Below are 18799 nucleotides of genomic sequence, written 5' to 3' on the forward strand. Positions count from 1 at the left end.
CTGAGTCCGCTACCCGTAGGCGTCGATTGCACAGTTACCTCGATCTGGTCCGCTTCGAGCACACGCTGTTCGCACTGCCGTTCGCCTACGCCGGGATGCTGGTCGCCGCCGGTGGCTGGCCCGGCTGGGCCACCTTCGGCTGGATCACGGTGGCGATGGTGGGGGCCCGGACGGCTGCCATGGCCTTGAACCGGCTGATCGACGCACGGCTCGATGCCCTCAATCCCCGTACGGCCGGCCGTGAACTGCCGAAAGGCGTCCTCGGCCGTGTCGACGCCCTCGTCCTCGCCTTCATCGGGTTCGCCCTTCTGGCCCTGGCCGGGTGGGCCCTGAATCCGCTCACGCTCGCCCTACTGCCGGTGGCGGTCGCGGCGCTCACCCTCTACTCGTACACGAAGCGGATCAGCTGGCTATGTCACCTGTGGTTGGGTGCGACCATCGGGGCGGCCGCAGCCGGCGGCTGGATCGGCGTGACCGGCTCATTCTCCGCGGGGGCGGTGTGCCTGTGGCTGGGCGTCGCTCTGTGGATCGCAGGTTTCGACGTGATCTACGGAATGCTCGACTTCGAGTTCGACCGTGAACACCGGATCCAGAGCATCCCTGCACGCTTCGGCCTCAAGCGGGCAGTTACTATCTCGGGCGTAATGCACGGGCTGGCCGTCGCCGCCCTGCTGCTGCTCGTTCCTCTCACCCGTATGGGAGTCGTCTACCTGGCCGCGGTCGCTCTCGTGGCGGCGGTGCTTCTGCGTTCGCATCTGCTGGTGCGGACTCGCGGGGCTGGAGTAGCTCTGGCGGCGTTCAACGCCAACCTCTACGTCTCCTCGCTGGTACTGGCCGGGGTCGTCCTCGACCTGCTGCTGTAGGCGCATGCTCGGGTCGTAGTCGTCGCCCGTCTGCTTGACACCCCTCAGCGCCCGAGAATAGACTCTTTATCTGCGTGGAGCCGTAGTGTAGCGGTTAGCATATCTGCCTGTCACGCAGAAGGTCGCGGGTTCAAATCCCGTCGGCTCCGCCAACGAGAGGCGCCGCCAGTGTAGCGGCGCCTTCTTCATGGATGCCGGTAAGGGGTTCGTCAGCCGGTAGGAGAACGCGCCTCTCGCATCCTGCGCGCCTCCGCCACGACCCGCCGCGCTCGCGGCAGATCGCGTTTCAGGACCAGCAAGGTAGTGCTCATGCCGGCCCCTATGGCCGCTTCGGAGCCAACGGTCACGGTGTTCTTCACCCGCGCTCCTACGTGAGCCCTGCGGAGGGCGCTAGCGACCTCGAGCAACGCCTCCGGCCTGTGCCCCGGCGCTTCGTAGAGCGCCACCCAACGAAGGGAATCGCTCAACAGCAGGACCAGACACGCCGTAACGGCGCCGATGGTGAGCAGCAGCAACCACGTTTCGCTCGCCGACACGTTCGGTCACCTCCATCTGAGGGTCTTCACCGCACGATAGCGGGTCGAGGTTATTTTCGTTGTTCGTCTATGGCTGCCTGCGTCTTCGACAGGGCCTCGCCCGAAGCGTCGGCGTTGCGCATGGCCAGGGCCACATAGAGGGAGTCGATGATGGCGAGGTGGGCCGTGCGGGAGGCCATCGCCTCGACCCTGGAAGTGGTTTCGCTGGTAGCGGCCACCAGATGGATGTGGGCGTGCTTGAGTAGCGGGGAGCGGAAGTACGAGGTGAGTGCTATGACCGTAGCGCCCATCTCCCGTGCCTTGGCTGCCGTCTTGTTCACCTCCTTCGTCTCCCCGGTGTGGGAGACGATGAAAGCGACGTCGCCTGGTCGCAAGAGTGCCGCGTTCACAGCCTGCATGTGCGAATCGGGCGGCGTCGAGACCCGCAGGCCGATCCGCAGGAAGCGGTAGTAGGCGTCGACCACCACCGGAGCGCTGGAGCCCATCCCGTAGATGTCTATGTTGCGAGCTTTCGCCAGCGCATCGATGGCCGCCTGAAGCGACTCCTCCTCCAGCAGTTCGCTGGTCTCGTTGAGGGCGGTCACCTCGGAGCGGATCACCTTCCGGACTATCTCCAGCGGGGAGTCGCCGGGCGTCAGTTCCTCGCTCAAGGCGGCGGGCGGGTTACTTCCGCGCTCCATGGCGAGGGCGATCTTGAACTCCTTGAAGCCAGAGAATCCCAGCGCCTGGGTGAGGCGCATGACGGTGGCCGTGCTCACCTGAGCACGTTCGGCGAGAGCCTCGACGGAGATGTTGAGGACCTCGTTCGCGCTGCCCAGCACCACGCGTGCGACCGCCTCCTCCGAGGGCGTCAGGCGGCCGAGGAGGCCCCTTATGCGAGCGGTTACCGGAGCGCTCGACCGAGGCGAAATCTTATTACCACCGTTTACGTGTGCGATGTCAACAGGTTACGAACAGGCCGGAAACTTGTCAACAACTGTCGCTGGAGTCGCTCGGGCCGGACGAACCCTGGCCCCGGGGACGGACGCTTCGCGAGCGATGAGCCGGTGAGAGTCCAGGAAGGGCCGCCCGGGCGACTGGGGATGCCGGCAGAGGATCGGCGGGCCGGACTCAGACCGCCTCGCGGTCGAGCGTGGAGTGTAAGAACGTAACGATGCTGGCGCGATGAGTGAAGAATCTTGACATCGGCCGCCGTGGCTCCGTATAGTTCGTCAAGACTCAATCGATCAACAGACGGGGGCTCGAACGACTCCATAGAGCCGATTCATTGTGCCAACGAGGTCGAAAATTGCCAACACGTAGAGTTAATCACGGTCGACTCCCCGCCGGTACCGGCGCCGGGAGCACTGCCCGCCCGGTCGCAGATGGCGCTTGAGGTCAAGCCGGAATCGGAGGGCGGCGTGGCCTCGCGGCACTCCCGCTCCTCAGGTGGAGTCTCCCGTCGGAAACTGTTCGAAGCGCTGAGCGCGTACCTGTTCCTGCTGCCGGCGGCTCTGATACTTTTCACCTTCCAGTACCTCCCGGCCGTGGACGTCTTCCGCATCAGCCTCACCAACCGGCTGCTGCTCCGTCCGTACAGCGACTTCATCGGACTCGAGAACTACAGCCGGCTTATCTCCGACGAGCGCTTCTGGAACTCGGTCTGGAACACCCTCTACTTCGTCGGGGGAAGCGTTCCGTTGCAGACCGGCCTGGCCCTGCTCCTGGCGATGGCGCTGGCGACCAAGCTGAAAGGGATGGGCTTCTTCCGCACCACCTTCTTCCTGCCGGTGGTCACCTCGATGGTCGCCGTGTCGGTCATCTGGGAGTGGCTCTACCACCCGAGGATCGGTCTCATCAACGAGGTGATCGAACTCTTCGGCGGCAGCGCCATCCCCTGGCTCAACAGCTCCGAGTGGGCGATGCCGGCGATTATCCTGCTGGTCGTCTGGAAGGGGACCGGCTACTACATGGTCATCTACCTCGCAGGGCTGATGGACATCCCCGACCAGTACTACGAGGCGGCCAAGATCGACGGCGCCAGCGGCTGGTCGATGTTCCGGCACATCACCTGGCCGCTTCTCGCTCCTACCACCTACCTGATCCTCATCCTGCAGATGATCAACTCGTTCCAGGTGTTCTCGACGGTCTACGTCATGACCGGCGGCGGCCCCGTGGGCTCAACTGAGGTCGTCGTCTTCTACCTGTTCCAGCGGGCGTTCGAGAGCCTCGAGTTCGGCTACGCCTCGGCCATCTCGGTGGTGATGTTCCTGTTCCTGGTGATCCTCACCGTCTTGCAGCGGGTCTTCATCGGAAGCCGGGTGAGCTACGACAGATGAGAGCGAGCCTCGCACCATCGCTGAGCGGCCGGCAACGCCGCAACACGTTCCTGCTGGCGTTGGGCCTGAGCATCGGCGCCTTCCTCTGGCTCTTCCCGTTCGTATGGAGTCTCATCGCCTCCCTGAAGCCGGCCGACGCCTTCTTCACGAACGTCTGGGCCCTGCCTCAGGACCCAGTGTGGGACAACTATCTGAACGCCTACGACGGCTTGAACTTCCTCCGCTCGTTCGGCAACAGCATGGGCGTAGCGCTCGCCGTGGCTTGCCTCCAGTGCGCCACCGGCACGCTGGCCGCTTTCGCCTTCGCCCGGATGAACTTCCCGGGCAAGGAGGTCATCTTCATGCTGTTCCTGGCGACGCTGATGATCCCCGGGACGGTGACCCTCACCGCCAACTTCCTGATCCTCTCGAAGCTCCACTGGATCGATACCTACTGGGCTCTGATCGTTCCACACGGCGCCAGCGGCTTCTCCATCTTCCTCTTGCGGCAGTTCTTCAAGACGATCCCGTTCGAACTGGAGGAGGCCGCTCGACTCGATGGCGCCGGCCGGCTGCGGTTCCTCTGGTCGATAGTCCTGCCGCTCTCCCGCCCGGCGCTCACTACCGTCTTCATCTTCGTTTTCATCGGCAACTACAACGACTTCCTTTGGCCGTTGGTGATGACCAGCAGCGAGAACCTCCGGGTCATCCAGATAGCCCTGTCGGTCTTCACCGACCTCGAGGCCACGGCCAATTACGGACCGTTGATGGCGGCAGCCATCCTCACCATGCTGCCCACGGTCGTTCTCTTCGCGTTCATGCAGCGGGCGTTCATCCGGGGCATCACCCGCAGCGGCCTCAAATAGGAGGGGTATGAAACGACTCATGGTCTGTCTCTTGGTTCTAGGTTGGGCGGGAGCTCAGGAAGCGAGCGAGCACGTGCTGGTCCAGGCGCACCGCGGTTACAGCGAGATCTACCCCGAGAACACCCTTCTCTCGATAGACAAGGCGTTCGAGGTCGGCGCCGACCGTGTCGAGACCGACCTCGCCCTGACCTCGGACGGCCACCTGGTGCTGATGCACGACCGGACCGTCGAACGCACCACCGACGGCGAGGGTGCGGTTCAGTTCATGACCCTCGAGCAGGTCAAGGCGCTCGACGCCGGATCGTGGAAGAGCCCCGAGTTCGCTGGGGAGCGGGTGCCGACTCTGATCGAAGCGCTCGAGCTGGCCGAAGGACGCGGCGAACTCAACCTCGAGATCAAGGTGAACGGGCGCAGCGGTTCCTACGTGAGCGAAGTGATCAGGGCGGCTGTCGAGACGGTTCACGAGCAGGATGCCGCTGACCGGGTCATCTTCTCCTCGTTCGACTTCCAGGCGCTGCAGCAGGTCAAGGAACTCGATCCCGAACTGCGTGTACTCCTCATCGACTGGGACGAGGCCTCCGAATCGTTCGACTGGCTGGACGTGGCGGTCGCTCAAGGCTTCTACGGCTGGTCGCCAACCTCCGAGTACGCCACACCCGATCGGCTCCGGCGCGCCGAGGAGGCCGGCATCTTCGTCCATATCGGGGCCGGCCCCGGTCCCAAGCTTCTGGAGTGGGTCGAACTGGGGGTCGACGGCTTCTCGTCCAACGATCCGGCCGCGCTCATCGAATTCCTGGAGCGGCGGGGCCTGAGGTAGCGTGGTGGGAGCTGCGAGCCGGCCCGGCTGGAGAGCGGGAGACGTGGGCAACGTCCTCTTCGACCTCGATGGCTGTCTCTGGTTCGGTCGTCGGCTGGCACCTGGCGCCGCCGAAGTCGTCGCCTCGCTTCGTTCTCGCGGCTACGCCGTTTTCTTCCTCACCAACGCCTCCGCTGCTACGGCAGACTCGTTGAGCGAGAGGCTCAGCGAGATGGGCATCCCGGCAGCCGCGGAAGAGGTGATGTCGCCTCTGAGCGTGGCCCACCGGCATCCCCTCCTGGCGAACGGTGCCAGGGCTTTCGCGATCGGCAAGGCGGTCGTGGCCCAGGCGCTCCGGGCTGCGGGGGTCGAGGTCGTGAGCGATGCCGATGCTGCCCAGACCGTAGTGGTGGGCAACAGCGGCGACCTGAGGTTCGCCGACCTGACCCCGGCACTGCGAGCTCTCGACCGGGGCGCCTCTCTTCTGGCGCTCAACCTCGACCTGCGAGTGCCCACGGCGAGCGGCTTCACCCCGGGGACCGGCGCCATCGTCGCCGCCCTCGAGGCTGCGGGCGGCTGCAAGGCCGAGATCGTGGGGAAACCTACGGCCTTCTACTTCGAGCAGGCTTTGCAGCGTTTCGGGATAGCGGCGGACGACTCGGTCATGGTCGGTGACTCGCCTGCAACCGACGTGGCCGGCGGCCGAGCGGCAGGGATGCAGACCGTGCTGGTGGGGGAAGCCCGACCGGCCGGAGAGGCGCAGCAACCCGACCTGCAGGTCGCGGGACTGGAAGCGCTGCTCGAGCATCTCACCGGGCGAGAGGAGCTGGCGCGATGCAGCTAGGCTCCCTCCCCGGACCACTCCTCCCGACAGCCGAGGGGGTGAGCGTCGTGTAGTGCGCGATCCCCTGGCGCGCTCCTGAATCCGAGCTGCGCCGTAAGCCGTCGAAGTTCGAAAAGCCTTGCCCCATGAAGGAGTCAACCTCATGAAGAGATTTCTGTTCGCCCTGCTGGTCGCCGGCCTCTCGGTCACGGCTTTCGCCCAGACCGAGATCGAGGTCTGGTACTCGCTCTCCGAGAACTACGGTGCGCCCGAGTTCGAGGCGTTCGCCCAGGAGTTCAACTCGCTGCAGGACGACATCGTCGTCAACGTCGTCTACTCCGGTGGCTACACCGATACCTTGCGCAAGGCTCAGGCAGCGGTCGCAGCGGGAAGCACCCCGAACATGATCATGTTCGAGCAGACGCGCGGCGTCGGTTTCGTCGACGCCGGTGCGGTCCTGCCCCTCGAGCCGTTCATCGAGGCGGACGCGGAGTTCGATCTCGAAGACTTCTTCAAGCCGCTCCTGCGCAGCTGTACCATCGACGGTCAGCTCTACTGCCTGCCTTACAACACCAGCACTCCGCTCATCTACTACAACAAGGACCTCTTCCGTGAGGCCGGCCTCGACCCCGAGGAGGACTTCCCCTCGACCTGGGATGAACTGATGGAGGTGGGTCCCAAGCTCGCCAAGACCGGCGAGGACGGCGAACTGAGTCAGTGGGCCTTCGGTCTCGCTACGGCTCCCGGCTGGCTGTTCGACGCCTGGCTCGGGCAGGCGGGCGGCCGCTACCTCAACGAAGACGGCACCGAGTGGGTGTTCAACGACGAGAACGGCGTGCAGGTGCTCGAGTTCTGGCTCGACCTCATCGAGGCCGACGCCGCGCGGCCGTCGGGAAGCCAGACGCCCGACTTCTTCGGCGGCAAGCAGGTCATGATGGCGGGCTCGACCGCAACGCTGCAGAGCAACTTCGACCGGGCCGAGTTCGACATCGGCGCGGCCCCGGTCTGGTGCGGCGAGGAGTGCTACGTGCCCTTCGGCGGCGCCAACTTCTACATCATGGACGTGCGTGATTCCGATGAGGAGCAGGCCGCGTGGGAGTTCCTCACCTGGCTGACCTCGACGGAGAAGGGTGCGGAGTTCGCCGCTGCCACTGGCTATATGGCGCCGCGTAAGTCGTCTCTCGAGACCGCCACTCTGCAGGAGACCTTCGAGGCGCTGCCCGAAGCCCGGATCACCTACGAACAGATGGATAGCCACGGGCACCCGCGTACCCTCGTTCCCTATTGGGGTGAGGTCCACAGCCAGCTGACCCTCCTCACAGAGAAGGTGCTGCTCGACGGTCAGGATCCGCAGGCCGCGCTCGATGCGGCAGTGGAGGAGGCCAACAGGCTCCTCGACGTCTACTCGCGCTAGACCGATCACTACTGATGCAGGACGGGCTCCAGGGCCCGTCCTGCATTTTCGTCGCTAGGAGTATGACGATAACGCCTCCCTTTCGGACCTGATCGAGCTGATTCGCGTCCAGCACAGCGTTCAGAAGTCAAGTGTCGAGCGCATATCAGCCGGAGGTCGATACGCTCAAGCTGGTCAGCGGCATCAACAGCGATTGCCGTTTGGAGGACTGCCGATGAGAGTGAGAACCGTCGCAGCATCCGTTCTGACCGCCTCGATCTGCCTCGTCTTCGCGGGCTGCATCACCCTTTCCGACCCGAGGGTCGCCCCTGAGGGGCAGGACGGCCTGAGCACCCTCACGCTCCAGCCGGATGGGCCCGGAGCCATCTCGATACCGGGGATGGGAGTGAACTGCACTTCGGTGTGCACGGTTCCAGTGGAGCCCGGCTCGCTGGTGAACCTGGCGGCGGTTCCGAGCGGGAGCCAGGGGTTCGCCGGCTGGGCCGGAGCCAACTGCAGCGGGGAGAACTCCTGCTCGATCCGTGTCGAAGATGACATGACGATCAAGGCTGTTTTCGCCAACTACTTCCTCGATGTGGATGTAGAGGGCGGAGGCACGGTGCACGTGAGCCCACCGGGCATCGACTGCAGTTCGGACTGCATCATCAGATTCGATGAACCGATCGAGGTGAAAGTCGAGAAGAAGACCGAGGAGACCGAGATCCAGGATTGGGGCGGCCTCTGTGAGGACGCCGTCAACAGCATCTGTGTGGTCAACGTGGACGGGAAGACCGAAGTCGAGGTGGAGACCGAGACGGAGACCGAGATCACCAATCCGCCTCCGTCAGGGGACCCCCCGACCGATGACGGCACGACCGACGAGGGCACGACCGACGACGGCGCGACCGACGATGGCACGACTGACGACGGCGCGACCGATGACGGTACGACCGATGACGGCACGACCGACGATGGCACGACTGACGACGGCGCGACCGATGACGGTACGACCGATGACGGTACGACTGACGACGGTACGACTGACGACGGTACGACCGATGACGGTACGACCGATGACGGCACGACCGATAACGGTACGACCGATGACGGTACGACCGACGATGGCGCGACCGATGACGGCACGACGGATGACGGCGCGACCGATGACGGCACGACCGGAACGACCGATCCAGGCACCACGGCCGGTACCGGAAGCAGCACGGGCGGTACCGCTCCCGCTTACTGACCCGACCAGATGGCTGGCTCCGGTGAGGCGTGCCTCGCCGGAGCCCTTCCTGGACGGCAAATACACCTCAGAGTGCACTCTCCGGGGCGGCCCCCTGATAACTTACGGCGATGGCCGAACTGCCCCTCTTCCCCCTGCCCGACACCGTCGTCTTCCCGGGCATGACCGTTCCCCTGCACATCTTCGAGGAGCGCTACAAGCGACTGGTGCGCCAGGTCGTCGACAGCGATGAGAAGCGCTTCGTCATCGCGTTGGCGCCCGACGGCGATGCCATTCGCGACCGCCGCGCTCCTCTGCCTGAGCACGGAAGTTACGTGGACCTGCTGCAGGTGGAGGAGAATGCCGACGGCACCTTCAACGTCCTGGCTCACGGGCAGGAGCGCTGCCGACTGGAGATCGCCCGGGAAGAGAAGGTGCCCGAGCGGGAGGGTGAAGAGCGGCCCCTCTACTTCGTCGAAGACCGCCCGGAGCCGCTCGAACGCGAGGACCCCAACCAGGAGCGACTGGTCGCCTGGGACGCGGTCGACACCTTCAGGTCGTACGCCGCCACCTTCTTCGCCTTCGACGCCATGGGACAGATCGAAGAGGCGCTGCCGGACGATCCCGTCTACCAGGCCTCGTTCATCTGCGCCAACATCCGGGTGCCGTCGGCGTCGCGTCAGGTCCTCCTCGACGCACCCACGCTCACCGCTCGCTTCCAGCTCGCCCGCAAGCTCATGCAGGAACGACTGGACGGGCACAAGCCGGCCGAGGATGGCTGACGCCGCGGAGCAGCCTGAGGCCTTCCGCTCCGAAGAGTTCACCTTCCGCTGGAGCGATTTCCCGCCCCTGACGCCGGGACTGCCGGGGACAGGGGGGCGCATCCGGGTATCCGCCGATGATTTCCGGGTCAGTGAGATACCCGCCTACCTTCCTGAGGGGAGCGGCTCTCACGCCTACGCTCTGGTCCGCAAGCAGGGGCTCACCACCCGCGACCTGGTGCTCACGCTGATGGAGGCGGGTCTGGCCGAGAAGCAGATCGGCGTCGCGGGCCTCAAGGACAAGTACGCCGTCACCGAGCAGTGGCTGAGCGTGCCCCAGGCGCACGGCCACGCCTTCGAAGCGCTGGAACGGCGCGAGGGGGTGGAGATCCTCGAACGCTCACGTCACCGCAACAAGTTGGGGATAGGGCATCTCCACGGGAACCGTTTCTCGATCCGGATCCGAGACGCGGTTCCCGACGCGGCTCGCCGCGCAGCCGCCATCCTGGCGGAGGTCGAGCGACGGGGCTTGCCCAACTACTTCGGTCCGCAGCGTTTCGGGCGCTTCGGCACCAACGCCGTCGACGGCCTGCGGTTGTTGCGGGGCGAGAGCGTGCCGGGAGGGCATCGCCTCCAGCGGTTCTTCCTCTCGGCTCTGCAATCGCTCGTCTTCAACCGCATCGTCGCCCTGCGGCTCGAACGCGGACTGTTCGAGACCGTTGTACCTGGCGACTGGGCCCGGAAGCACGACACGGGGGGCACCTTCCTGGTCGAGGATCCGAAGGAGTCGTTCCGTGCCGAGCGGCTCGAGATCAGCGCTACCGTGCCGCTCTACGGCAGGAAGGTCCGGCAGAGCAGCGGCATGCCCGGCGAGCTGGAGCAACGGGTGCTGGAGGGGCTCGGCCTCCGCTGGCTCGATTTCACCGGCCGGAGGGGCGACCGCCGGCTGTCGCGGCTGGCTCTCGGCGAGATCTCGGTGACCGAGGAGGCGCCGAGCGTGCTCCGCCTCGACTTCGTCCTGCCCAAAGGCTCGTACGCGACCAGCCTCTTGCGCGAGGTGATGAAGGTAGAGGTCGACGAACCAGACGATTCGGTGGATGGGGAAGATGAGTGAAGCCGCGGCAGCCGTTCGCGTCTGGACATGGCCTAAGCCGCCTCACCCACAGCACGCCGCGGGCCGAAACGGCGAAGACCGAGCTCGGCCAGGAACAGGATCAGGGCGCCCAGTGCCAGGTAGGGCCAGAGGGCCAAACCCGCCTGCTGCAGTGGCGGGTCGTAACCTTCCGGGGAAACCAGCCGCTCGCCCCCGGTCCGCTCGCTCACCGTGCTTAGCAGCGCCTGGCCCCCGTCGGTCTGGAACTCCGGATGTCGCGTCTCGAGGTCGGCTCGAGCGACCACTTCGCCGTCTTCTATGACCAGCACCGAACCTTCGCTGCTGTCCACCGGCAACCGCCCCTCGTAACGGCCCGGCGCCACCTGTTCGAGTTGCACGGTTCGGCCAGCCGTCCGTGCTTGGAGACTAGCGCCGTTGATGTACTGGCCGTCCTCTACGGCGTCCACCACCACCCGTAGCTCGTTCCCTTCCCGGCTGACCGAGGCGCCGTAGGAGGCGGGCTGCGCCTGCAGCCAGCGCACGACGGTGCCTAGCAGCGTGGGGAGTTGCGGCCCGGCGCCTAGCGTGCCGGTCCAACCGTTGAGGTCGCTCGTGAACGCCGCCGTCCGGCCCAAGCCGTGCCGCCGCACCGCCAGCACCGGCTCCTCCTGCACGCCTTCGAGGATCACCTCGGCGTTCGGTTTGGGAGCGGTTGCGACGTAGGCGTCGATCGCCGGGAGGGTCCCCTCGAAGGGGGACAGCGGGTGGGGATGGGCGACCGGTTGCGTCGGGTCGTCGCGCAGCAGCGACCGGGTCGCGGTGAGCGCTTCGCTGGTGAAGATGCGTGGCAGGGTCGAGACGTCGAGGGCGCTGTGGTAGCGGCCCCCGCCGGACCGGGCTATCGCCTCCATCACCTCGAAGTCGGCGGAACGACCGATGGCGATCGCAGAGGTGGTGATGCTTCGGGCGGCCGCTTGAGAAGCGAGGGCCGAGAAGTCGGGCGGGTTCGCCTCCCCGAACGGCCCCTGGCCGTCGTAGAGCTTGCCGTCGGAGAGGATGATTATGTGCTTCAGAGCAGCATCGGACTCGTTCAACGCCGAGATCGCCTCCCGATAGGCCGGTTCGAGAATCGTGCCGCCCCCGGTTCCGAGCGCAAGGATCGCCGAAATCATCTCCAGCTTGCCGCGGTCGGTCGCCTTCCGCAGCTGGAACGCCCACTGGTGGCTGTCGCTGAAGACGATCATCCCCAGCAGATCCTCCTGGTAGGCGACCTCGACCACGCCCAGAGCACCCTCCTTGGCGAGTTCGATCTTGCTGGGGCTGCCGGTTGCCATCGACTGGGAGCGGTCCATGACGATGACCAGAGCCACGAGCGGGATCTCCACTTCGGTGCGCAGATCGGTATCGACCGGCAGGACCTCCTCGACCGGAGTGCGGTACCAGCCGCCGAAGCCGAAGCTGTCAGGCCCGCCGGTCATCATCAGACCGCCGCCGTTCTCGACGTAACCATTGAGCAGTTCGAGTTGCCCCGGCGTGAAGCTCGAGGCGGGCTCGCGCAAGACGACAGCCGAGTAGGGGAGAGGCGCCACCACCTCGGCGGCGCCCCCCTCCACCACCTCGAAGCCCTGCACGCGGAGGAGTTCGGCGAGGGCCGGGTCACCCATGACCAGCACCGGTTGCTCCTCACTGACGGAGATCGTTGCGCTTCTGCTGTCGTCCGCTTCGCTCTGCGGGTAGTCGACCTGGAGTGTGGCGCTCAGACGAACGTCGTTCTCGCCGAGGACGCTGAATCGGAGGGGGATAGCGCTCTGCCCGGCAGGCAACTCCCGCTCGATGATCACCGGTTCGCGGCCGTCATACGACACCAACAATCGCGCAACGGTGGGCCGGTCGCTCTCGACCACCGCTACCGCTTCGACCGTCTCTCCTGGCGTCGCCTGGTCGGGGACCAGGAGATCCGCCAGCTCGGCGTTGGGACGGGGTTCTACCCAGAGCGTGTCGACCGGGACGCCGGGCAGGGCGGCCAGTACCTCACCCCGTGACTGGGCGCCGTCGGAGAGGAGCAGGATCCGGTCGGCCCCCTCGGCCGCTGCCACCTGCACCGCTTTGGCTATGTCGGTTGCGCCGCGCTCCAGCTCGGGCTCCACTGCGTCGGCGAGGGCAGCTACCTCGCTCGTTTCGCCCGCGAAGTAGAAGGTACGCGAGTTGCGCTCCCAGGCGCCTGCCAGGTCCCTGGCCATGGTCCGGGCTGCGTCCCCCACGCTCTCCGAGACGTCGACCAGCACGGCTACACTACCGCCCCTGGCGTTGACCGTGGGCCCGGCAAGGGCGACGATGAGCGCGCCTAGTCCGACGATCCGCAGGAGCCAGCCGTGGGCGCGTGGCAGGAGGAGAAGCAGGGGAAGAGCAGCGAGCACCCATGGGTAGGTGAACTCGAGCCCGTCTATCACCACTCCATGCTAGCAGTCAGGGACGGTCGGGAGCGGCGCCCGGGCCGGTTTTTTCACATCTTCACGATGGGCGAATTTTCGCGTCCCCGAGGCGATAACCCTCTGGTATCATCCCCCCGTATGCCGGATACGCGCCAGCGTTACCTCCTGTTCGCCGCGGCGGATGAGGAGCGGGGCCGGGCGCTCAGTGTAGTTGCGTCCGAACTCCAGACGGGCAGCATGCTGCTGACGAGCGTCGAGGAGCTGTTGTTCCACACCCGTGGGTCGGTTCCCGACGCGCTGGTGGTCGATCACGACCTGGTGACGCAGGTCGCCCAACTCGACCTGATCACCCTGCTGCGGCGACGCAAGCCGTTGGCAGAGATGCCGATCGTGTACCTCGGCCCCAACGACCCGAAGGTGCACGTCGAAGCCCTCGACTCAGGGGCCGACGTCTACCTTGCGGACGCCCAGACGAGCGTCCTCGAATCGACCTTGCGGCGGCTGCTCCTGCGCCGGCAGAGCGAGACCGCTCTGCGCGCCACCCTCGAGCGTCTCCGCGAGTTCGAAAGGGCCTACAAGGAGAGCGAGCGGGTGAAGGACGACCTCACCCACATGCTCGTTCACGACCTGAAGAGCCCGATCGCCAGCGTGATGGGCCTCCTCGACCACTCCATCGACATGATCGGCAGGGGAGAGGCGCCCGACTCTCTAGGCGAGCTGCTCACCCTGGCGCGCACCGAAGCTCAGCACCTGCTCAATCTCGCGGCCAACATCCTCGACGTGCGGCGGATGAAAGAGGGCCACATGCCGTACCAGCCGGAGCTGGTCGAGAACCTGGGCGAACTCGCCAGGCAGGCGTTGCGGGATGCCAGCGGTTCCCAGAGGCAACGGCGCTTCGGCTTCCTCGTCAAGGAGGACGCAGAACGGCTCTACGCCGACAGCGCCCTGCTGCGCCGCATCCTCGCCAACCTCTTCGCGAACGCGGTGAAGCACACCAGGAACGGCGGTTACGTGGACTTCCGCGCCTGGCGCGAGGGAGACGACTTCGTCCTGTCGGTTCGCGACGACGGCGAGGGGATACCCGAGGCCGACCACAAGCGGATCTTCAACGCCTTCGAACAGTCGCGGCATACCATCCACGACCGGTACGACACGGGCATGGGGTTGACCTTCTGCAAGCTGGCGGTCGAGAAGCATGGCGGCCGCATCTGGGTCGAGTCGAAGGTGGGCCGGGGCAGCACCTTCTTCTTCACCATCCCGTCCGTGCCCTCCGGCATGATCGACGACGCGGTCGTCGTCTGAGCGTGGCCCAGGCCCTGCCGAAGGGAGCCCAGGCCCTGCCGGTCGAACCCGACTGGTCGCTGGAGGCTCAGCTGTGGGCGCGCGGCTGCAGTCCGGTTGCCGGCGTGGACGAGGCGGGGCGCGGAGCTCTCGCGGGACCGGTAGTGGCGGCCGCCGTGATCCTCCCGCTGGGTACTCATCCGTACCGGGACTCCAAGACGCTGCCGCCGGAAAGGCGTGAGGAGCTCGCGGCCAACATCCGGTGCGAGGCGCTGGCCTGGGCCGTGGGTATCGCCGAACCGGCCGAGATCGACGAACTCAACGTGCTGAGGGCGACCCACCTTGCAGCCGGGCGGGCCCTGGTCGAGCTGCGCCGCACGCTGCCCCCCGGCGGCCTGGTCACCGACTACCTGTGGCTGGAGGAGCGCGCCCAGGTCCTGCCCGTCGCTCAGGCCGACTGCCGCTCCTATCAGGCGGCCGCTGCCGGGATACTGGCGAAGGTGACGCGTGACGAGCTGATGCGCGCGCTCGCCCTCGAGCATCCCGAGTACGGGTTCGAGCAGAACAAGGGGTACGGGGCGCCGGCGCACCTCCAAGCGCTCGAGGCGGTAGGCCCCTGCCGTGTCCATCGGGCTTCCTTCGCCCCGGTAACCAGAACTCTGGCTTCCTCTGCATAGAATGGGGTCACGTTTCGCAGCGGCGGCGACCACTGCCCCGGCCGCCACGACAGCCAGGAGTAGAACCATGCCAGAGTGCATCGGAGTAAAGTTCGACAACGGCCCCAAACTCCACTACATGGAGGCGCCCCCCGTACCGCCCAGAGTGGGAACTCGCTGCGTCGTCTCGACCAGACGGGGACTCGAGGTGGGGATCGTGCGCACCGACGTGCGCGACCACCCCAAGCCCGGCGGGCACTACGTCCGAGACGCCCTTCCCGACGACGTCGAGCGGTACCGCGAGCTCTCACAGAAGGCCGAGGAACTCAAGTGGTTGCTCAAGGCGCGTGTGCGCCAGCAGGGGGCCGACGTCAAGATCGTGCACTGCGAGTTCACCATCGACGAGAGCCTCCTCGTGGTCTCCTACACCGCCGAGAACGGGGCACCGCTCCGGCTGATGGCGCAGGAGTTGCTGGCCCACACGGGCGCCAGGGTCGAGTTCAACAACATCGGGCCCCGCGACCAGGCCCGCATCCTGGGCGGTATCGGTTCATGCGGTAGCGGAACCTGTTCGTCGACCTGGATGCAGAGCTTCAGCGCTGTATCTATCCGCATGGCTCGCGATCAGCAGCTGCCGCTCAATCCCGAGAAGATCAGCGGCCCGTGCGGCCGCCTCATGTGCTGTCTGCAGTTCGAGCACGACATGTACCGCGAACTCCTCAAGGGGATGCCCAAGAAGGGCGTAAAGGCGTGCCACACGGGCACCGGCAGTTGCGGCCGGATCGTCAAACTCAACCCGCTCAAGCAGACGGTGGAACTCAAGACCGACGAAGGCGGGATCGAGGAGTTCCCGGCCTCGGAGATCGAGCGGATGCGCGGCAAGAACTAACCCCACGAGACTAACCTCGCGAGACTAACCTCGCGAGTACTGGCCCCTCCTGACGACACCCGGTGGCCGGCCCACCGCCTGCTCGTACGACACCGGATCGGTTGCCGCCTCGGTGACGATCACGAGCGCTCTGGTAACACGGTCGATACCGACCGCTTCGGCGACAGCCTGATCCTCTGTAAGGGCCAGCAGACCAGCGACGCCGGCAGCACCGCTCTCTCCAGCGACGATCCCCTCTGCGGCGAGCAGCCGCATCGCTTCGAAGGCGTACTCGTCGGGGACGCTCAGGAACGCGTCCATGCCGGAAAGCAGCAGCGGCAGCGCGGCGGCCGATGGGGTTCCGCAGTTGAGCCCGGCCATGACCGATCGGTGTGGACCGGGGACGGTGACCGCTCGACCGGCCCGGACCGACCGTAGCAGGCAATCGGCTCCCAGCGGCTCCACCCCCACTAACCGGGGGCGTCGTTCCCACGTGTGGAAGTGCGCCGTGGTGGCGGCGGCAAGGGAGCCCACTCCGATCTGCACGAGCACCAGGTCGATGGGCTCGGCCCCCGCCAGCTGCTCCTCTGCCTCGGCCAATATCGTGCCGTACCCCTCCACTATCCAGCTCGGTACCTGCTCGTAGCCGGGCCAGGAGGTGTCCTGGATGAGCAACCGGTCCTTGCCGCTGCTCGCCGCAGCCTGCCGTACCGCCTCGTCGTAGCTGCCAGCGATCCTCCTCACGCGAGCGCCCTCGGCCAGCAGCGCTTCGATCCTCACGGGCCCGATGTCGGCCGGGACGAATATCTCGGCCGCAAGACCGAACCAGCCGGCGGCTCGCGCGACCGCCCGGCCATGGTTCCCGTCGGTCGCGCTCAACAGGGTCAGGTCCGAGTCTGCGAGCCCGGTCCGTAGCTCGTCGAGGGTCGAGAGGCCCGTAACTTCGAGGAGTAGGTTGTAGATGGCCCACGAGGCGCCGAGGATCTTGTAGGCGGGGAGCCCGAACCGGGACGATTCCTCCTTGACGAGCAGATGAGCCAGGCCCAGGCGCTCCGCCAGCCGGTCGCACGAGTGCAGCGACGTGGGCCGGTAGCCCGGCAGTTGCCGGTGGAAGTCGATCGCTGCACTTCGGGTGGTCAGACCCTCGAGGCGCTCGCGGGCGCCGCTGTTCAAGTGGAACTCGAACACAGCTCGGGGCTCCTCAGTTCGTGAGAGCCCGTAGTTCGAGCGTCATGACCCGCACCGCCAGCGTGGCCGGCGAGTAACCGGCTATCGCCTCCTCGCACTCGAGCAGGAGGTCGTCGGCTTGCGGTCGAAGTGGAGCCGGCAGCAACCGGAACTTCTCGCGGAGCGACTCCACGATCTCCTGGCCCCAGCCCCCCTCCTGCCACCGCTCTGCCAGCAGGTCGGCGGCGGCGAGGGCGCCCTCCAGGTCCCCGTGGAGCGCGTCGAAGTAACTCCCGACCTGGGCCAGCAGCGACTCGCTGCCCTCCCTGGGGAGGAGCAGCGGACCCGGTCGCCCCAACCGATGAGCCGGGTGGCCGGGCGGTCCCAGGCCCTCCGTTTCCACCGGCGCGAAGCGCAGCACCGTGCAGCGCGAGCCGATGGTGGGCAGCACCGCCTGAGGACTGGGGGCGATGAGGATAATCGAGGAGTACGAGGGCGGCTCCTCGAGCATCTTGAGGAAGGCGTTCGCGGCGGCCGCCGTCAGCCTCTCGGCTCCGTCGATCACGCCTACCCGGCGCCGGAACGAAGGCCGCTGTTCGAGCCAGCTGGAGAGCGGTTCGTCGTCCCCGGGGCGCGGGACGAGTTGACCTATCTTGATCTCCGGGCGTCGGCTCTGCCTTCCGGTGGAGGTGGTATCTCTGGCCGAGACCTCCCTGTAGTCGGGGTGACCTGTCTCGAAGCGTCGGCACGAATCGCATCCGAGACAGGGGCGCGCCTTTGCCGCCGCCTGACAGTTGAGGAATGCTGCATACCAGCGGGCGGAGGTTCGCCTGCCCACACCCTCCGGTCCGACGAACAGCAACGAGGAACTGCGGATGTCGCGCAGCGCCTCGAGAACCCTTTCGTGCCCCTGGACGCGGAGCTGGCTCATCGGCTCATCTACTCATCTGCCCTTCGCCAGCCGGGCGGCCAACGGTTCCGGGTAGCCGTTCTCGCGGACCGACCGCTGCACCGCAACCAGATCGAACTCGACCCTTCGAAGTTCGATGGTGCCCATCTCCTCGTCGTAGATGGCGTACGAAGCGAGCGGACTTCCGTCGCGCGGCTGGCCGATCGAGCCAGGGTTGAAGAAGAGCCGGGCGCGGGGCGGGATCCGGTAGGTGGTCCGATCGTTGTCGAAGGAGAAGACGCGCCAGAGCTCCTCGCGGCCGGCGTTCACCGACGCGAAGACCTTGGGGACGTGGGTATGACCGACGAAGCAGATCGGCCGCTCCAGGAGCGGGAAGTTCGCCTGAGCGCTCTGCATGGAGGAGATGTAGTCCCAGCGCCGGAGCAGCGCTCCGTGCACCGCCTGCCATCTCTCGGCCTTGGCGGACGACCTGAAGCCGCGCAGGAACTCTATCGATTCGCTCGACAGCTCCTCGAGGTGCTTGCCGATGACGAACGTGACTATCTCGCTCTCCATGTTCATGTTCGAGCCAGGCTTGCCGTCTGCCAGGTCGAGCAGGAGTTGATCGTGGTTCCCCATCAGGCATACCGCGGGTTCGAGCTCCATCAGCCTCCGAGCCGCCTGTTCTGGCCGGGTGTAGTAACCGACGAGGTCGCCGAGGAAGAGGACTTGATCCCAGCGCCTCCGGCGAGCGTCGTCGAGGACCGCCTCCAGGGCGATGTCGTTGCCGTGGATGTCGCTCAGGAGGAGGTAGCGCACGGCACCAAAGATACCACCGGCCCTCTTCGGTTCG

Annotated in this window: 18 protein-coding genes and 1 tRNA gene; 13 read left to right on the forward strand and 6 right to left on the reverse strand. The window is 66.2% G+C overall.

What is annotated here, in order from left to right; genetic code table 11:
- Positions 1–26: 26 nt before the first annotated feature.
- Positions 27–863 (forward strand): UbiA-like polyprenyltransferase, encoded by an 837-nt coding sequence (locus VF168_10010; protein HEX7004506.1) that lies wholly within the window; start codon positions 27–29, stop codon positions 861–863.
- Between the two features lie 76 nt (positions 864–939).
- Positions 940–1015: transfer RNA gene (locus VF168_10015), tRNA-Asp, on the forward strand.
- A gap of 57 nt (positions 1016–1072) precedes the next feature.
- Here the strand turns inward: VF168_10015 and VF168_10020 are convergent.
- Positions 1073–1399, reverse strand: coding sequence for a hypothetical protein (locus tag VF168_10020; GenBank protein ID HEX7004507.1), 327 nt, complete (start codon positions 1397–1399; stop codon positions 1073–1075).
- Between the two features lie 50 nt (positions 1400–1449).
- Complete coding sequence (locus tag VF168_10025) at positions 1450–2337, reverse strand: MurR/RpiR family transcriptional regulator (protein ID HEX7004508.1); 888 nt, start codon at positions 2335–2337, stop codon at positions 1450–1452.
- A gap of 462 nt (positions 2338–2799) precedes the next feature.
- Between VF168_10025 and VF168_10030 the strand changes: the two genes are divergently transcribed.
- From VF168_10030 to VF168_10065, 8 genes are all read left to right on the forward strand, one after another.
- Complete coding sequence (locus tag VF168_10030) at positions 2800–3717, forward strand: sugar ABC transporter permease (protein ID HEX7004509.1); 918 nt, start codon at positions 2800–2802, stop codon at positions 3715–3717.
- Entirely contained in the window at positions 3714–4562 is an 849-nt protein-coding gene (locus VF168_10035) for a carbohydrate ABC transporter permease (protein ID HEX7004510.1), read from the forward strand. The genes VF168_10030 and VF168_10035 overlap by 4 nt, the downstream gene beginning before the upstream one ends.
- 7 nt (positions 4563–4569) lie before the next feature.
- On the forward strand, positions 4570–5379 hold the full coding sequence (locus tag VF168_10040; GenBank protein ID HEX7004511.1) for a glycerophosphodiester phosphodiesterase family protein: 810 nt from the start codon (positions 4570–4572) through the stop codon (positions 5377–5379).
- Positions 5380–5383: 4 nt separating this feature from the next.
- Entirely contained in the window at positions 5384–6202 is an 819-nt protein-coding gene (locus tag VF168_10045) for an HAD-IIA family hydrolase (protein ID HEX7004512.1), read from the forward strand.
- A 142-nt stretch (positions 6203–6344) separates the two neighbouring features.
- Complete coding sequence (locus VF168_10050) at positions 6345–7595, forward strand: ABC transporter substrate-binding protein (protein HEX7004513.1); 1251 nt, start codon at positions 6345–6347, stop codon at positions 7593–7595.
- A 214-nt stretch (positions 7596–7809) separates the two neighbouring features.
- The gene (locus VF168_10055; GenBank protein HEX7004514.1) at positions 7810–8820 is read left to right on the forward strand and encodes a hypothetical protein; all 1011 of its coding nucleotides are present in this window, start codon (positions 7810–7812) and stop codon (positions 8818–8820) included.
- Positions 8821–8930: 110 nt separating this feature from the next.
- Positions 8931–9581 carry an LON peptidase substrate-binding domain-containing protein gene (locus tag VF168_10060; GenBank protein ID HEX7004515.1) on the forward strand — a complete coding sequence of 217 codons (651 nt, stop codon included), beginning with the start codon at positions 8931–8933 and terminating at the stop codon, positions 9579–9581.
- Positions 9574–10674: a tRNA pseudouridine(13) synthase TruD gene (locus VF168_10065; GenBank protein HEX7004516.1), complete on the forward strand. Its 1101-nt coding sequence runs from the start codon at positions 9574–9576 to the stop codon at positions 10672–10674. The genes VF168_10060 and VF168_10065 overlap by 8 nt, the downstream gene beginning before the upstream one ends.
- Before the next feature lie 32 nt (positions 10675–10706).
- Here VF168_10065 and VF168_10070 read toward each other — a convergent pair whose 3' ends face one another.
- On the reverse strand, positions 10707–13103 hold the full coding sequence (locus tag VF168_10070) for a glutamine amidotransferase (protein HEX7004517.1): 2397 nt from the start codon (positions 13101–13103) through the stop codon (positions 10707–10709).
- A 120-nt stretch (positions 13104–13223) separates the two neighbouring features.
- Between VF168_10070 and VF168_10075 the strand changes: the two genes are divergently transcribed.
- The 3 genes from VF168_10075 to ricT all read left to right on the forward strand — a co-directional run bounded on the left by VF168_10075 (position 13224) and on the right by ricT (position 15911).
- A complete protein-coding gene (locus tag VF168_10075) occupies positions 13224–14387 on the forward strand; it encodes an ATP-binding protein (protein HEX7004518.1) in 1164 nt (387 codons plus the stop codon).
- A gap of 2 nt (positions 14388–14389) precedes the next feature.
- Positions 14390–15043, forward strand: a complete 654-nt coding sequence (locus VF168_10080) for a ribonuclease HII (protein HEX7004519.1) — start codon at positions 14390–14392, stop codon at positions 15041–15043.
- Between the two features lie 67 nt (positions 15044–15110).
- Complete coding sequence (gene ricT / locus VF168_10085; protein ID HEX7004520.1) at positions 15111–15911, forward strand: regulatory iron-sulfur-containing complex subunit RicT; 801 nt, start codon at positions 15111–15113, stop codon at positions 15909–15911.
- Between the two features lie 24 nt (positions 15912–15935).
- Here the strand turns inward: ricT and VF168_10090 are convergent, their stop codons facing one another.
- The 3 genes from VF168_10090 to VF168_10100 are packed head-to-tail and all read right to left on the reverse strand — an operon-like array spanning position 15936 to position 18765.
- Complete coding sequence (locus VF168_10090) at positions 15936–17078, reverse strand: diaminopropionate ammonia-lyase (protein ID HEX7004521.1); 1143 nt, start codon at positions 17076–17078, stop codon at positions 15936–15938.
- 13 nt (positions 17079–17091) lie between these two features.
- Positions 17092–17988: a hypothetical protein gene (locus VF168_10095; GenBank protein HEX7004522.1), complete on the reverse strand. Its 897-nt coding sequence runs from the start codon at positions 17986–17988 to the stop codon at positions 17092–17094.
- Positions 17989–18000: 12 nt separating this feature from the next.
- A complete protein-coding gene (locus VF168_10100) occupies positions 18001–18765 on the reverse strand; it encodes a metallophosphoesterase family protein (protein HEX7004523.1) in 765 nt (254 codons plus the stop codon).
- Positions 18766–18799: the final 34 nt, after the last annotated feature.

It is taken from the genome of Trueperaceae bacterium (genome assembly GCA_036381595.1).
GTDB lineage: Bacteria > Deinococcota > Deinococci > Deinococcales > Trueperaceae > DASVCN01.